The organism is Sphingobacterium sp. Lzh-3, from assembly GCF_046764375.1.
In the GTDB taxonomy this organism is placed as follows: domain Bacteria; phylum Bacteroidota; class Bacteroidia; order Sphingobacteriales; family Sphingobacteriaceae; genus Sphingobacterium.
This window is the reverse complement of sequence record NZ_CP177226.1, coordinates 3,236,584-3,253,558: the sequence shown is the minus strand read 5'-3', so window position 1 is coordinate 3,253,558 and position 16,975 is coordinate 3,236,584. Positions and strand designations below refer to the sequence as shown.

Annotated in this window: 12 protein-coding genes and 1 pseudogene; 8 read left to right on the top strand and 5 right to left on the bottom strand. The window is 38.4% G+C overall.

Features of this window, described 5'->3' with window-relative positions; all coding sequences use genetic code 11:
• Positions 1-31: 31 nt before the first annotated feature.
• Both ACLCDV_RS13595 and ACLCDV_RS13590 read right to left on the bottom strand, forming a co-directional pair.
• On the bottom strand, positions 32-853 hold the full coding sequence (locus tag ACLCDV_RS13595) for a helix-turn-helix domain-containing protein (RefSeq protein WP_411971397.1): 822 nt from the start codon (positions 851-853) through the stop codon (positions 32-34).
• Positions 854-1,245: 392 nt separating this feature from the next.
• Complete coding sequence (locus ACLCDV_RS13590; RefSeq protein ID WP_411971396.1) at positions 1,246-1,893, bottom strand: HD domain-containing protein; 648 nt, start codon at positions 1,891-1,893, stop codon at positions 1,246-1,248.
• A 304-nt stretch (positions 1,894-2,197) separates the two neighbouring features.
• Between ACLCDV_RS13590 and ACLCDV_RS13585 the strand changes: the two genes are divergently transcribed.
• Together ACLCDV_RS13585 and ACLCDV_RS13580 are read left to right on the top strand one after the other, a co-directional pair.
• A complete protein-coding gene (locus ACLCDV_RS13585) occupies positions 2,198-2,593 on the top strand; it encodes a DUF6896 domain-containing protein (RefSeq protein ID WP_411971395.1) in 396 nt (131 codons plus the stop codon).
• Between the two features lie 315 nt (positions 2,594-2,908).
• A complete protein-coding gene (locus tag ACLCDV_RS13580) occupies positions 2,909-3,319 on the top strand; it encodes a hypothetical protein (RefSeq protein ID WP_317666566.1) in 411 nt (136 codons plus the stop codon).
• Positions 3,320-3,605: 286 nt separating this feature from the next.
• On the opposite strand, the gene ACLCDV_RS13575 is transcribed toward ACLCDV_RS13580, so the two are convergent.
• A complete protein-coding gene (locus ACLCDV_RS13575; protein ID WP_120333750.1) occupies positions 3,606-3,758 on the bottom strand; it encodes a lmo0937 family membrane protein in 153 nt (50 codons plus the stop codon).
• 433 nt (positions 3,759-4,191) lie between these two features.
• On the opposite strand from ACLCDV_RS13575, the gene ACLCDV_RS13570 reads away from it, so the two are divergent.
• Positions 4,192-4,692 carry an RNA polymerase sigma factor gene (locus ACLCDV_RS13570; RefSeq protein ID WP_411971394.1) on the top strand — a complete coding sequence of 167 codons (501 nt, stop codon included), beginning with the start codon at positions 4,192-4,194 and terminating at the stop codon, positions 4,690-4,692.
• A gap of 165 nt (positions 4,693-4,857) precedes the next feature.
• Here ACLCDV_RS13570 and ACLCDV_RS13565 read toward each other — a convergent pair whose 3' ends face one another.
• Together ACLCDV_RS13565 and ACLCDV_RS13560 are read right to left on the bottom strand one after the other, a co-directional pair.
• Positions 4,858-5,142, bottom strand: coding sequence for a hypothetical protein (locus ACLCDV_RS13565; protein WP_411971393.1), 285 nt, complete (start codon positions 5,140-5,142; stop codon positions 4,858-4,860).
• 620 nt (positions 5,143-5,762) lie between these two features.
• A pseudogene (locus tag ACLCDV_RS13560) lies at positions 5,763-6,164 on the bottom strand (ferritin-like domain-containing protein); the annotation flags it as partial.
• A gap of 287 nt (positions 6,165-6,451) precedes the next feature.
• On the opposite strand from ACLCDV_RS13560, the gene ligD reads away from it, so the two are divergent.
• From ligD to ACLCDV_RS13535, 5 genes are all read left to right on the top strand, one after another.
• Positions 6,452-9,214, top strand: coding sequence for a DNA ligase D (ligD, locus tag ACLCDV_RS13555; protein ID WP_411971392.1), 2,763 nt, complete (start codon positions 6,452-6,454; stop codon positions 9,212-9,214).
• 16 nt (positions 9,215-9,230) lie between these two features.
• On the top strand, positions 9,231-10,142 hold the full coding sequence (locus ACLCDV_RS13550; RefSeq protein ID WP_317666570.1) for a cation diffusion facilitator family transporter: 912 nt from the start codon (positions 9,231-9,233) through the stop codon (positions 10,140-10,142).
• 154 nt (positions 10,143-10,296) lie between these two features.
• Positions 10,297-12,411 (top strand): catalase, encoded by a 2,115-nt coding sequence (locus ACLCDV_RS13545; protein WP_411971391.1) that lies wholly within the window; start codon positions 10,297-10,299, stop codon positions 12,409-12,411.
• Positions 12,412-12,514: 103 nt separating this feature from the next.
• A complete protein-coding gene (locus ACLCDV_RS13540) occupies positions 12,515-13,378 on the top strand; it encodes an SDR family oxidoreductase (protein WP_411971390.1) in 864 nt (287 codons plus the stop codon).
• A gap of 252 nt (positions 13,379-13,630) precedes the next feature.
• Complete coding sequence (locus tag ACLCDV_RS13535) at positions 13,631-16,861, top strand: sugar-binding domain-containing protein (RefSeq protein ID WP_411971389.1); 3,231 nt, start codon at positions 13,631-13,633, stop codon at positions 16,859-16,861.
• Positions 16,862-16,975 lie beyond the last annotated feature (114 nt).

Genomic DNA, 16,975 nt, shown 5'->3' with positions numbered 1-16,975 from the left:
CAGCTGAAAAATTGTAAGAAAACGAAACTGGTTATTCACCAGCCCGACAAATATCCTGCTGGAATTTTAGGTAATTCTTAGGCGAAAGATTAATGAAATGTTTAAAGTCGTGAATAAGCTGGCTTTGATCATAATAACCACATTGGTCAATAATTTCAAACCAGTTGACTTTTTCCTTAGAAAGATCTGTCTTCTGAATCAATTCAATGGCTTTAGAAAAACGATGATATCGGTTCACCTCCTTTGCACTGAAGCCAAAGTGCCTTTTATGGATCAATTGGATGTTTCTTTCGGTCTGTTTAGTTTCTTCAGCAATGGATTTGATGGAGTTCATAGTATCCGATCTGAAGTTAGCCAAGAGATGAGAAGTGGTATTTTGCTGATTGAGATAGGATTTGCAGAAGTTAAGAATATGGTCTACCTTTTCTTCTGTGGAATCAATACTATTTAATTGAAACCATAAATGGGTAAAACAATTTTCTTCCATTACTTCATCGGGATGAACAGGTAAATGATTAGATAATAATGCTCTGCCAAAAAAGCGATAAAATGCATCACCCTTGAAATTTGCAACTAAGATATTGGAATCGGGGGGAAGGCTGTATTCAAATGCTGATTTAATAGGGCCCAAAACAATACATTTGTCAACTTCAATTTTTGTTTTTTGCTTGGAAACCAAAAATGCCTGAGTTCCAAAATTAAAAACCATAATGGTTTGAAAAGAAGGGAGAAGGGTTTTGGTTATGGTATGTTCAGACTTGTTTTCAGCATAATAGAAATGAGAGAATACTGCTTCAAACTCTTTGCGAGCAGAAATCTTGTAGCTAAGATATGTATCTTCCTTTGGTTTCATTTATAGCTACCAATGTAAGAAATATTAATGTCTTTGATACATCTATTATTCTTTCTTGAGAGAACAGGGGATTTAGGTCAATTACAAAAATTGACCTTTTTTGTATTACATAACTTGATTATTGTTATTCCACTTTTTTAGTAAGATATCTAATTTGTACAAGTCCTGACGGATAAGCGACCATATTTTTGAACAAAAGATTTTGCTCAAGAAATCCTTCCGTAAAAAGCCGTAGCGCGGGGAGAAGAGTCTGAATTTGTGACATCTTTTGATCATTTTATTGCTCCTGATGACTAAATATTGCTAAAACTAAAATTGTATTTTATATATACGGTCTAAGTATTGTTGCTTTAACAAGTGATAATACTTATTCTTTTATGTTAGATACTCTCTTAACTAAAAGTCGATATTGCACGATTACGAATTTCTTCGACGTTCCATCCAGCCTCTTTCAGTTTTTCTGATGCCTGTTTCTCTATAAGATCCTTTGATAGAATAAAGGTCTGATCGAATTGTACATGTTTACCAATTACAAAAGACAAGTCATACTCAATTTCTTCCCAAGTGGATATATCAGCGTGGTTATGCTGTAGCTGCACTTCCAATTTATCAATAGCATTGGCTACTTTTGCTTCAAAGGTCTTTTTCTCCTCAAATTCATAGAAAAGATCATATATCTCTAGGCCACTGCTGGTTGCAAGCATATCTCTAATATTAAGGATAGCCTTTTCTTCATTTTGTTGTTTAATGTTCTTGATTTCTGGATTGCGAATCTGATCTAAAACAGATACATCACCAGCTTCTGCCTCCACAAGATCATGAATAATGATCATCTTTAGCAAACGAGCAAGATCAACCTTCTCATCTAAAAGTGGCTCAATTAATATAGCCATCAGAGACATCCGCCATGTATGTTCGGCAACACTTTCCTGGCGCCCATTGGACAACCAACTATGTCGCAATTCAAATTTTAATTTTTCAGCCAACTTCAAGACATCCATTATTGCTGATAATTGATCAAACTTTATTTGATTATTCATATTAATTATTAATGCAACTCGATTCTTCCTGATATTAATTATAAATATCGGTACTAATTTAGCGTTTTCTATGCTTGAACGATGTGATTTTTTAGCTGAAAATACAATCTAATCCGATAAAAAGCAGAGACCAATACGGCAAGGTATTGATATCGCGCAGACCTTGTTAAAGCTCCATGAAACCTTCCTAAACAGGGTAAGGTTACCTTTATCGAGCAAATGACTTACGAACCGAGAAAATCCTATTTTATTAATGTATAGCTCACTAGCTAATTTACATATCTATTTTGTATCTTGATATAAAATGATTATTCTAATTATCAGAAAGAAATTAAATGATTATGTTGCTTTTATTGATGACTTCAAATATCAGTTTTCTCCAAATATGGAAGAATTTGAACAAAAGAGCAGCAGGAATCGTTCGGGGCATATTGGTGACTTCAAATATCAGTTTCACGGTGCGGGATGCCGTTTAGAGAAATATGGTGTTATATGTGAATTTGATTTTATGCCAATCAATGGATATCCTATAAAGTTTTCTTTATGGAAAATGCGTGAATTTATTTTAACCAATAAAGCATATGGAATAGTTAAATTGGGGGAGTCGGAATTAAATGAGGTGCTACATACCTTGGTTGAAGATGGCACTCTTGTCAAATTGGTATTGGGTGGCATGGTTTGGGAAGTATACCAGATTTAACGCAAAATTCTATTTTCGTATATATGAATTAATTGTCCTGATCAGTTTGCTATTAACGTTTACCTACGAGCAGCCTAACCAAATCATCGATAAGCCCAAAGTTGATGAGCGAATCGAGATACTGAGTTTAGTGTTTAGATTTTCTAGGCATCGATAGAAGTTCGAATTTTAGCAGGTTTTCGAATAAAATGAATAGCTATTATCTCAAATAATCAAACGATCTTTACAATAGATGAATGCTCAAAACTGGCTTAAATTGGACGACAACTTGAACATTTAGCCAACATTTACGTGTAGCTTTAGAAAATAAATAATATGACAAGAAATCTGAAAAATATTTTTTACAATTTTGAACAAGGAAATTATGGACTTAAAATTGTGTTCGATTTGGACGGATTATACCTGCTTTTCGGTTCAACAAATTTTATATACACTGATGCTCCTGAATTTGATGGATGGAGAAATTGGAATAAACTAATTTATAAAGAGCTTGAAAAGGATTCATTGCACATTACTGAAATTAAAGAAGATGAATTAACAAGTTACTTCCTCAAGCTATCGAATAGGGATATATTTTATATTTATCAGCATATGGATTTGGAAGGGGACTGGCACCAGAATTTTTCAATGGTATCCCCTAATGAGGATAATTATAATGAAGTTGCAAAGTACATGGAAGAGGAATGGATAGAAACAGTCGTTCCTGAATTCCGCAACATGTTGTAAGGCTCCTGTATTGTTCTATATACAATCGCAGAATGGAAAAAGATATTTCGTTATAAGAATATTTGAATAGATTCGCTTACGCTGTTGGAAGATGTTGTAGCGAAAATTAACCACCGCTATACGCGTAAGGATGAAATATTAGTTCAGATCGTGCTTCAAGGCCCGCAAATTGAAAAAATAGCTATAATATCCACAAGTGACTGACCCTTGATCAGGTCTATATTTCTATCTAGATGCATGGTATATAAAAATTTTTATATACCATGCATCAGATTTTTATATCGCGTTAAGCTGCCCCTCGGATGACACGTAACAGAACGACAATAATGGCGATAACTAATAAAACGTGAATTATATTCCCTGTAGCATAACCTCCAAAGAAACTAAACGCCCAAATAATGACTAAAATAACAGCGATGATATATAATAAATTTCCCATAATATATTTGTTTTTTCAGTAGAACAGCCTTCGATGGATTATGGTTTGAATGGATAAAATTTAAACTTTAATTGTTCGTTATCAATCGTTAGTTGTTAGTTATTAATAAGGTGTACAGTTTTCAGCGACCGGCTACCAAACTGGTTTGCAAATAACACTTTAGAATAAACGTATTTATAACATTTCCCATATATAAATACCCTATTGTCTTTTTTTATTATTTGCTTATTTTTTTATCTGTATTTAAAATTAAGCGCAAAAATCCACTAAAATTTGCTTAATAAGCTTTGTAAATAAGGACAACGTATTTTTACCGCTAACAATGCTATTTATTTTACATGCAAATTGGCCCTCAAAATTAGCACTCTTCTTGTTATCCTTTTCTTGTATAATCATTTTAAACAATCAGTTGAACAAAGAAAGAGGATAAGTTATGAACAACCACAATTTAAATGTACTCATCAACGAAAAAAGAAGTTTACTTCATCATTTTGCTGCCAAATTTACTGCTGATCCGGATGAAAAGGAAGACCTGATCCAAGAAACGTGGATACGCGCATTGAAGTCCATAGACAGTTTTGTTCAGCATCCGAAGCTGATGAGCTGGTTATATGTAATTATGAAACATACTTACATCAATAAGTATAGAAAAGCAAAGCGTACCACCGAAATTCAAGATCAATATGTGGTCTTGGAAAGTACAAATACAACAGAACTCAACAAAGGCATCAATAAGTTTATGGCCGAAGATATCGAACGAGCGATGAACAGCTTAACGTCGGAAAACTATGAAATTTTCCGTTTGTTTTTAGATGGCTATAAATACCATGAAATTGCATCCTATTTTGATATACCAGAAGGTACAATAAAAACTCGAATCCATATGGTAAGAAAAAAGCTGCAAAAACAGCTTAAGGTCTACCGGTTAAATTGACAATACCAATAAATAAAACAAGCGCTAACGTTTCAGTTTAGTTTGATTTTTGCAAAAAGGCTGGCTTTTTAAGGTCAGCCTTTCTTTCGTATACTTTCAAAATAATAATTCCTTTGCGGAAATTGTATGGTCATCAACTGAACATAATTGCACTCCGACGAGGGTTCATCCCGGTTGCAACTTTTCGATTATTTTCCAATTGTCCTCTTTTTTATCATAGCGAAGTAGCCAGGTTTCCTGGGGGACCTTCTCTTCCTTATCAGTTGAATGTTCACCCACTATAATCGTGATCTCTGAAGGAAGAGCGTGGATAATTTCTGCGTAGGCTTTTTCTCCTCCAAGGAATTCAATAATTGCTGGCATCGCATTATAACCAATTTCAGGGCTGAATAAGAACTCAGCTATGCCGCCATAATGAATCTCAGTACCATGAAAAATAATACCATTCATAATCTTACAAATTGAAAGTTAAAGTTATAGTGATCTTATCTCAGATCATAAATTTTGAAATTTTGATCTGCGATAATGCTAACAGTCGTATGCCATTTTTGTTTTTTTGGCGATCCAATAATTTATTTTGCAAAAGCAATCTATTTGTTTTTGAGACGTGTTATATCAGTAATAAAAAGCAGGAGCTTGAGGGTAAGATAGAAAAATTTTCAGGCAAAAAGGATTCAAAAATATAATATATTAATCATGAACGTAAAAAGAATATTTGGAACTATTCTCACAGTATTGGGGATTGTAGGACTAATCTATACCGGCTATGAACTGATCATGATAAGTAATGCCTATACGAATTTGGCGGTAGTCGGCATTTTGGCTCTTATTTTCTTCTCATCAGGAATAAGTCTTGTGAAGAACACTAAAGACGAGTCTTAAAGGCGGTTCATTTTTGGAAGTCTAATTTTCGGCTTTTGTTAAAATTAATGAAGGTCGGATTATCAAGTCCAACCTTCATACATGTATTTTTACTTAATATAGTTGAGAATATAAATAACAACTATATACCTCGCATTGTTTTCGTAAAAAGCCTTTAGCCGGTGGCCAAGGTTTTTGCTGTATTTCAACTATTCTTGGGCAGCCTTGTCGTTAACAAAACCGCCTGCTATCCCCGTTAGTGCTTCGTCGGTATCCTTCTCATTGTCTAAGGTTTTTTGGAGCAGTGAAGCTACATCGTCGTGTCCCATCGTTTCTGCAAATGTGCGAAGAGTACCGTAAGTGGCGATCTCGTAGTGTTCTACTTTCTGTGCTGCAAGGATGAGGCCTGCATCTCTGGTAAAAGTATCCTTTTCTGTGTCAGAAATGATCGAATCGGCTTCATCAAGCAGACCCTGCATAGCGTCACATTTTTTAGCAAAAGCTTTTTTTCCCAATTGCTCAAATACCTGTTCAAGAGTTTCTATATGTTTCTGAGTTTCCTTGGTATGCTTTTCAAAAGCAGCGGCGAGTTTTTCGCTAGTTGCCGCTTTCATAGTTAACCCAGCCCAAACCACTTTAGTTCAATAAAATATATTTAACTGTTATCAAATAAAAACGAAAGCGATATTCTCTTCTAAGGTTTGGTACAATCCTGTTAGCGAAACCTTTCGCACTCCAATATTGTTCACATTAATATTTATCAGGCCATAAAAAGCAATTTGCTAAATCAGAGAAAACCATTTCATATTGAGTTTTGTGCTATATCAAAATCGAATTAACTGGTAGCGTAATATGCATTTTATTATTTACCAATATATTAATTTTTAAAATACCGATCATGGCCGATAATAAATCAAAAAAGGGAAAAACAGCTAGAAACAGATCACCTAAAGATACAGTTACGGGATTAGCTAAATATCGGCAAAAGCGTGCCGAAGAGAAAACACCGGAACCCTTTGGCGGGAAACCAAGTGGAACAGAATTACGCTTTGTGGTTCAGAAACACGATGCTTCACACCTGCATTATGACTTTCGTCTTGAAATGGATGGTGTTCTGAAAAGCTGGGCGGTACCTAAGGGGCCTTCAGTCGATCCAGGTGTAAAACGTCTTGCCATGATGGTTGAGGACCATCCCTATGATTATCGGAATTTTGAAGGAATCATCCCAAAAGGGCAGTATGGCGGCGGTACAGTTATTGTCTGGGACGAAGGAACCTATGAACCTGCTGGAGGAGATTTTAAGGATATTCCCAAACAGGAAAAAGAACTTTTACATCAGCTGTATTCTGGTAAGCTAAAATTCAAACTCAATGGCAAAAAACTCAAAGGCGAATTTGCTCTTGTTAAAGCCCAGGGCAGGGGAGATAACGGCTGGCTGCTGATGAAACTGGATGATAAATATGCCAGTGAAAAAGACATAACGACGAAAGATAAATCGGTGCTATCTGGCAAATCCATTGCGCAGATGGAGCAATCTCCAGATCATGTATATGGAGAACCTATCATTAAAAAAGACAGTACCGTTAAAGATAAACGCTCTGTAAAAGCCAAAGCATCTGAGCTTATCAATGATCAACTTGATGCAGTTCCTAAAAATAAATCTTCGAAGAAAACAGATCTTCAAGATTTATTGAAAAATACACCAAAGCAAAAATTCTATTCCCACATTGAGCCCATGCTTGCCACATTGGTCGCTAAGCCTTTTGATGATGATGACTGGATCTATGAAGTAAAATGGGATGGGTATCGGGCGGTAGCTTTCATAAACAAAGGGGAAGTGGAATTGAAGTCCCGCAACGATAAAAGCTTTAATGAAAAATTCTATCCCATTTATGACAATTTAAAGGAGCTTGGATTAAATGCCATATTGGATGGGGAAGTAGTGGTGCTTGGTGAAAACGGAAAGGCCAATTTCGGCTCTTTACAAAACTGGCGCAGTGAAGCAGATGGCGATCTGGTTTATTACGTATTTGATATCCTCTGGTACAATGGGCAAGATTTAAAAGATCTTACGCTGCTTGAACGTAAAACTATATTAAAGGAAATCTTACCAGAACGGAAAAGCATTCTAGTCAGTGAACATTTTGAAACTTCGGGAACCCAGTTCCTTGAAGAAGCCAGGAAATTGGGCCTTGAAGGAATTATGGCCAAACGAAAAGATAGTATATACCATGTCCATAACCGTTCAAAGGACTGGCTAAAGATCAAGGCGAATAAAAGACAGGAGGTCGTGATCGGGGGATACACGCTGAATGATGACTCCAGTAAATTATTCAGTAGTATTCTTGTAGGTGTCTATGACCGAAAAAAATTAGTCTATACAGGTAAAGTCGGTACAGGTTTCAATGAAAAACTACAGAAGCAGATGATGCAGCTTTTTAAACCGCTGATCATTTCTAAAACGCCTTTTATGGAAGAACCAGATGTAAACAAACCATCACGCTTTAGACCCAATCCACCACACGCCACGGTGACCTGGCTCAAACCCGATCTCGTCTGTGAGGTTAGTTTTACGGAATTGACAAGTGATGGCGTGATGCGGCATCCTTCTTTTGATGGAATGCGCGAGGACAAAAGTCCGAAGAAAGTTATTTTGGAGGAGGCAGCTCCTATAGCAGAAATATTTAATGACATGGAAGATAAAATAATTGCTCCACGAAGTAAAGGTGAGCGTAAAACGCTATTGAATCCGAAAGATAATACGCAGGTCAAAAAGATAAATGGGCATGAGTTAAAATTCACGAACCTTGATAAGATCTTTTGGCCAAAAGAGGGAATAACAAAAAGAGATCTTATCAACTATTATTATCAGGCAGCTCCATTTATATTGCCTTATTTAAAAGACCGTCCCCAAAGCATGAACAGATTTCCCGATGGTATTGAAGGTGAAGGTTTCTATTTCAAAAACGTAACGGATACTGCTCCGGACTGGGCGGAGACCTATCTTTACCATAGCGATACAGATAACAAGGATAAGCATTATCTGGTCGGAAAAGATGAAGCGACACTGCTCTACATGGTCAATCTTGGCTGCATTGAGATGAACCCTTGGAGTAGTACGGTCAAAAAGCCCGAAAACCCATCATTCTGTATTATCGATTTAGACCCGGATAAAAATTCCTTTAATCAGGTCGTTGAGGCAGCACAGGTAACGAAGAGCATCCTAGATGATATGGGCGTTCCAAGTTATTGTAAGACCAGCGGTTCTACTGGCCTTCACATCTATATTCCGCTTGGGGGGAAATACACTTATGATCAGTCCAAGGAATTTGCCAGGGTGATTGTCACATTAGTACATAATGAGTTGCCCAAGTTCACCAGTTTAGAACGGTCCATTAAGGATCGGAAAGGAAAAATGTATCTGGATTTTTTACAGAATAGACCCCATGCAACCATTGCTGCGGCCTATGCTGTCCGTCCTAAACCCGGAGCAACGGTATCTATGCCGCTTCATTGGGATGAAGTTAAGAAGGGGTTGAAAATAAGTGATTTTCATCTGTTGAATGCCATAGAAAGGATGAATAGCGAAGGTGATATTTTTAAGCCTGTCCTTGGTAAAGGTATTGATCTCAAAAAAGTAATTGAAAAATATACCAAATAAATGCATTTAAACCTCCATGGATAATCCGGAATTAAAAACCAGTAATAAAAAATCAATATACAGTGCACTCGCGGCGAATCTATTAATTGCATTAACTAAATTCATCGCGGGAGCATTTACAAATAGTTCCTCCATGATCTCAGAAGGTATTCACTCAACGGTAGATACTGCAAATCAATTGCTCATACTTTATGGCTTGAAAAGAAGTAAGAGGCCACCCGACCAGTCTCATCCTTTTGGTTATGGTAAAGAACTATACTTTTGGTCTTTTGTTGTTTCCATTCTGATTTTTGGGCTTGGTGGTGCATTATCTATTTACCAGGGTATAGCTCATATCATGAAACCCGAATTTATGAGCGATCCTTTTTGGAATTATATTGTACTCATACTCTCCTTAATTTTTGAAGGAACTTCTTTTTTTATTGCTTTAAAAGAATTCAATAAAACCCGCAATGGCATGGGTTGGTGGGATGCAATTATTAAGAGTAAAGATCCTTCCAGTTTCCTTGTGGTCTTTGAAGATGGTGCAGCTGTGGCAGGGTTAATAATCGTTATGGTACTCATGGGACTAAGTCATTACTTGCAGATTCCTGAATTAGATGGCCTAGCTTCAGTAATCGTAGGCTTGTTGTTGGTTTTCGTATCCTTTATATTGGCTAGAGAAAGCAGAAGCTTATTAATGGGAGAGGGAATTGCTTCAGAAACAAGATTGAAAATCGCCCAGCTTGCCGAAAAGGATTCAGCTGTTATAAAAACTAAAAACATACTATCCACTTATCAATCGCCAGAGTACGTTGTATTGATGCTTATTATTGATTTTGAAGATCATCTTGAAACAGAGGATATCACCGAGGCGATACGCCGGATTCGTGAGGATATAAAAAATGAATTTGAGTTTGTGCACTTTGTAATTATTCAACCAGAATAATCACATATAAGCCCTTCGGACAAGCTATCAAAAACATCATTTTCAAGCCCATAACGTTAGAAATGGTGGTAATTCTGGCAAATGTAAATACCTGCCAAACCTTTCACACTTTGGTTTTGTTCACCTGATGGATCAAACCAGAACAGTATTGGATATGAAAAAAGAAAAGAATTTAAAAACTGCTGAGATAGATCAGCATTTAGTGGACAATTCCGAGCAGATTATGACCACCAATGATGGCGTGCCTATTTCCGACAACAACAATACATTAAAGGCGGGTGAGCGGGGGCCATCATTACAACAGGATCATATTTATTTTGATAAGCTGATGCATTTTGACCGCGAACGTATACCAGAACGTGTCGTTCATGCGCGTGGATCAGGAGCCCATGGAATTTTCGAAGCGACTGCTGACCTATCTCAATATACAAGCGCAGCATTTTTAAAAAAAGGAACAGTAACGCCTCTTTTTACTAGATTTTCCACAGTAGCAGGTTTCAAAGGCTCTACCGACCTTGCTAGAGATGTACGCGGTTTCTCTGTTAAATTTTATACCGAAGAAGGCAATTATGATCTTGTGGGTAACAATATTCCAGTTTTTTTTATTCAGGACGCGATGAATTTTCCAGATCTCATCCACGCGGTAAAACCAGAGCCGAACAACGAAATACCGCAGGCGGCATCTGCACATGATACCTTTTGGGATTTTGTATCATTGATGCCCGAATCTGCACATATGATCATGTGGACGATGTCCGATCGTGCAATACCCCGAAGTTTAAGGATGATGGAAGGTTTTGGTGTCCATACGTTTAAATTTGTGAATGCCCAAGGAAAAGGCACATTCGTTAAATTTCATTGGAAACCGAGATTAGGAGTCCATTCAGTCGCATGGAACGAAGCTCAAAAAATCTCAGGATTTGATGCTGATTTTCATCGGAGAGATCTTTATGAAGCTATTGAAAGGGGCGATTTTCCGCAGTGGGACCTCGGCGTCCAATTGATTCCTGAGGCCGATGAATTTAAATACTCGTTTGACATTCTTGATGCGACAAAGATTATTCCAGAGGAACTCGTGCCTGTTCAGATTATCGGAACCATGACACTAAATCGCAACCCAGAGAATTTTTTTGCAGAGACCGAACAAGCCGCTTTCGACCCCGGAAGGTTAGTGCCAGGTATAGATGTTTCGGATGATCCGCTTTTGCAAGGTCGGATATTTTCATATATGGATACCCAAAATTATCGATTAGGTGGTCCGAATTTCCATGAGCTTCCTATCAATCGTCCCGTGACCGGCAAACATAATAACCAAAAAGATGGTTTTGCGCGGTCTGAGATTCCTAAAGGTGCCGTGAGCTATTTCCCTAATAGTAAAGCTGTGGGTTGTCCTTATCATGCGATGCTCAATGATGGGGTAGGATTTGAATCCCACAAGCAACTGATCGATGGCTCGAAAATTAGAGCCCGCTCAGATTCCTTCGCAGACCACTTTACACAAGCAAGACTATTTTTTAATTCACAAAGCCCAGAAGAACAGGATCACATGATCAACGCCCTGAGTTTTGAGCTTTCGAAAGTAAATGATGTCAATATACGAAAGCGAGAACTGGCTATTTTGAACCAGATAGACCAGGGATTAGCAAAAAATGTCGGTACAAACCTAGGGCTTACCCCGCCAAAAGAACTTGATCCATTGACACTCAAATTCGCACGGCAGAACCATCCTCAATATCCTCTTAAACCAGTCAAACCAGAAGTTGACAAGTCTGCTGCTTTGAGTATGAAAGTAAAAGACGGCGCGGGTACAATCAAGAGTAGGAAGGTCGCTTTCCTTGTTGATAATGGGGCTAGTAAATCTTCCATAGATAAAATGAAAACGGCACTTGAAAGCGAAGGAGCGCAGGCCGTGTTAATTGCATCTCATGTCGGAAAGATCCGGTTCATGGAAGGGGCAGAAGAAGATATCCAACATTCCTATCTTACAGAGGCCTCAGTGTGTTACGATGCATTCTTCACACCAGCAGGCGAATCGGTAAAGACTCTTGCGCAAAATGCCGATTATCTCCATTTTATCAATGAAGGGTACCGACACTGTAAGGCCCTTGCATTTGCAAAAGATGCTGAAGGCTTAGCTGAAAGGTCATTTATTAAAAAAGATAAAGGCGTTATTTTCGAAAGCAAGGACAATTTAACAGCCGATTTCATAGCGGTAATGAAAGGCCACCGTGTTTGGGAAAGAGAAAAATCAAGAAAGGTGCCTTCTTGATATACAACAAATAGTCCTTCTAACGAAGGACTATTTGTTTAACAGGCGAATAGAAGTAGGACTGGAAATCAGAAATGGTTTATAATTATTAACAAGAAGTAGCATGAAAAAAGAAGCAACTAAAAAGATTCGACCGCTGCAAAAGCAAAAGCGACCGGGATTGGAAATAAATATGGTACCAGTTCCTGACACGTCTCCACTAAAGTATCCTGCAGAAGGAAAATTAAAAAATAAGGTAGCGTTAATTACCGGCGGAGATAGCGGTATCGGCAAAGCTGTAGCTCTGTTATTTGCGAAGGAGGGAGCTGATATTGTTATAGCCTATCTTAGTGAAACAAAAGATGCAAAACAAACCAAAAAAGAGGTTGAATCCTTCTCTCGAAAATGTACGCTGATTAAAGGTGATTTGGGAAAAGAAAATCACTGTAAAAAAGTCATTGAAATTGCAATAAAAACGCATAAGAAAATTGATATTATTGTTAATAATGCGGGGCTTCACTGGGAAACAGAATCAATTGAAAAAATTTCCACTGAACAGTTAATCAAGACTTTTCAGAATAATTTCTTTTCCTATTTCTGGGTTACAAAGTATGCCATACTGTACCTTAAGAAAGGAGCAAGCATAATTAATACATCCTCGGTGACTGCTTATCGAGGCAGCCCAAAGTTGATCGATTATTCTGCAACAAAAGGTGCAATAATTTCGTTTACACGGAGCTTGTCAGCAAATCTCATAGCTAAAGGAATTCGGGTCAATGCTGTTGCTCCAGGTCCGGTATGGACACCATTGATAGCATCATCTTTTGGTCCTAAAAAGAACGCCGAATTTGGAAGCGACTCTCCAATGAACAGGGCAGGAATGCCTAATGAAATTGCGCCAAGCTTTCTATTTCTAGCTAGCGAAGATTCACATTTCATGAGCGGTCAAGTTTTACATCCCAATGGAGGAGAAGTCGTAAATGGTTAGCTGAACAGATCAGAGGATGATACTGTTCGACCGTTTCTATTTGTAGCCATTTTTTGAATAGAAAGTTGTAAAATTTGGTAGCAGCAGATGTTATTATGGTGTTTTTTCTAAATATAGCGGCATTTGTCGCTGTATTCTTTTTTAGATAAAAAATTAGAAAAAGCATATTTTACATGTTTTTACTATTTTTCTACATCTTAGATAACCTGAATACGAGTTTCTTTGAAGAATTATTTTAATGTTACATTATTTATGAAGCTGTTATCCTTACCTCTTGGATTTCTCATCTGGATGATCTCATCTTACTCGTTTGCACAGAACAAACATATGTTGGACGGAATCTGGCGCTTTAGTCTGGACGAGAAAAACCGGGGACTTGACGAAAAGTGGTTTGAACGTGATCTTGGACAGACAATACATTTACCGGGTACAACGGACGAAGCAAAATATGGGACAGCAACAAATGGCTCGGACTTCGGTATTCTAACCCGAACATATAAATACTATGGCCCCGCTTGGTACCAGCGGGAAATTACGGTGCCGGCTGATTGGAAGGGCAAACAGATATTTTTGAACCTGGAGCGGGTGATGTGGCAATCTATGCTTTTCGTTGATGGAAGACAGTTTGCTCCTCAGGATGCTTTAAACTCGCCACATCTGTATGCGCTCGGTACACTTAGCCCGGGCAAACATAGGCTGACAATTCGTATCAATAATGACATGATCTATAATATCGGCGATAAAGGTCACGCATATACAGAGTACACACAGAGCATCTGGAATGGTATTGTGGGGAAAATTGAATTAATAGCAAAGAATCCAATCCATTTTTTTAACCCGCAAGTTTTCACATCAATTGCACCCAAGGCTTTTCAGCTCAAGGATACTTTACAGAATAATAGTGGAAAGAAAAGCTCCGTAACGCTAACCTATTCCTTACGGGAACGTAAGAGTGGGAATGAGCTATTTCATGGAAAACGGAAGTTTACCTTATCATCAGCAAAACAGTACATAGATTTTACTGAAAATGTACCTGATGTAGTTCAATTGTGGGACGATATCAATCCGAATCTTTATACATTAACGCTGAGGCTACTGGATGATAAGGATCGCGAATTGGAAGTGAGGGAAATTGAAGTAGGTTTTCGTGAAATCAGCGCTTCCAAATCGAAGATTTTAGTAAACAAACGCCCCGTTTTTCTGCGGGGAAATTTAGACTGCGTCCATTTTCCATTAACCGGTTATCCGGCGATGAATGTTGAAGAATGGGAACGGATCTTTCGTATCTATAAAGCTTATGGATTGAACCATGTGCGTTTTCATTCCTGGTGTCCACCAGAAGCAGCATTTGTTGCCGCAGATCGAATAGGACTTTATCTACAGCCTGAAGTCATTTGGTTGGATTGGTGGATGGCAGTTGACAATCCGGGGCGTGAAGAGATGAACACCAAGGGCAGGCCGAAAGGTCTGGGCTATAATGCTTCTGCAGATTCATTTGCACAAAAAGAGATTGCTACCATGTTGGCCAGTTATGGAAACCATGCTTCTTTTACAACAATGGCTATCGGCAATGAATTGGGGAATTCGGACTTTGATGTCATGGAATCCTGGCTGAAACCCTATAAAGCAAAAGATTCAAGAAGATTATATGCTGTTTCTTCAGCACGGAAGATAACAGCATTGGATCAGTTTATCGCAACACATTATATTGACAAATTAGGAGGGACCCGAGGGCTACGAGGTGCGACAACGGATTGGGACTTTGAAAAGGTGTATAGTCAATCCAATATCCCCGTTATCGCACATGAAATCGGGCAATGGCCCGTATATCCAAGATGGGATGAAATAAAAAAATACACTGGCGTACTGAAAGCCAGAAACCTTGAACTTTTTCGCGAACAAGCCCGAAAAAATAACCTCGAATCACAAAATGAAGCATTTGTGCAGGCTTCTGGCGCGCTCAACCAGCTGATGTATAAAAATGAGATAGAGTCCTTTCTTCGAACACCTTCAGCGGCAGGTATACAACTGTTGAGTATGCAGGACTATCAAGGCCAAGGGGAGGCACTCATAGGTTGGCTCGATGCTTTTTATGATAGCAAAGGGATTACTACTCCGGAAAAATTCAAGATGCATCATGATACCACAGTCATGCTGTTGCGCCTGCCAAAATTTGTATGGAAAACAGACGAGCCTTTCCAGGCCAAAGTGCAGGTTGCCCATTACGGTAAGGCTGATTTCCAAGATCAGGTGTACTGGAAGATTTATGATGAGACGGCAAATGTGTTATCCGCTGGTGATTTTACGAACCAAACTTTTCTGGCTGGGAGCTCAGAAATTATAGGATCCTTTACCAGTGATTTTTCCAAGGTCAAAATAGCTACAAAGCTCACTGTAGAGGTTGGATTGAAAGATCGAACCAACAAAAATCGCTGGGAGATCTGGGTATATCCACCGATCAATGTTCATGAAAAAGAGGTCTACATAACGGAGCGGTTTGACGCTAAGGCAGAGCAAGTTTTACAAGCGGGGGGGAAGGTGCTGTTGGACGCTTCTGATCTGGGCAATGTGAAAACGGCAGATATGATCAGCTTCTACCCCTTATATTGGTCACTTACTTTTTTTCCGGGGCAGAGCATCAATACGATAGGCCTATTACTGCGCGACAAACATCCGGCATTTAAGGAATTTCCAACAGATGCACACAGCAACTGGCAATGGCAAGCCATCTACAAAGGTGCAAAAGGTTTTTATATCAATAATTTTCCGGCGATATATAGGCCTATAGCACAGCCTATAGACGATTTTCATCGCAACAACAAGCTGGCTTCTATTTTTGAATTAAAGGTTGGAAAAGGCAAATTATTGGTAACTGGTTTTAATATACGAGATGAGAAAAATCCAGTAAGCCAGCAGTTGAAAGCAAGTCTTGAAAAGTATATGGTTTCGGATGACTTTGCACCAGATTATGAACCGAATTTGGATTCACTGCGTAAAATGTTTGTCTTTGTAGAGCCTTTAAAAAGCGTTGTTCCTAAAGCATTTAATCATTCGCTATTGTATGTTGAAGCCGGCAAAAAATCCCAAGCTACTGACCGAAATGTCGATTGGTCCCCTGTCATGGATTTGAGTGAAGCCAGTAAATCGATAACCTATGACGTAAAAGCAGAGGGAGTCTGGAAAGACGAGGTTTCTTCAGCCTGGCAGGGCAAACAAATGGAAGTGACCATGCATGTGCCACAGGGCATGATCGGTACTTTTTACATCTTTTTCCATGACTGGAACAACTTGGGACGTCAGGCAGATATTGAATTTGAAGGGCGGCCGTATGCCCTGGGCCGACACGACAAAGAAGGGCAGTGGATCAAATTGCATGTGATGCGCGAAGATTCCAACGATGGGGTATTAAAGTTAAAAGTGAATACCTCAAAAGGACCCAATACAATGATTTCGAAGATAGTTTTGACCGAAGAAGTCGAGTAGGAAAAACTTCTACTTTTGTGCTTTTTACTCCGCCAAATGTGTTTCCACATTCAGCTTTTTTTTAATAATTTAGCTTCTGTGGAAACACACCGACTACGTTACTTCTGAATTGAA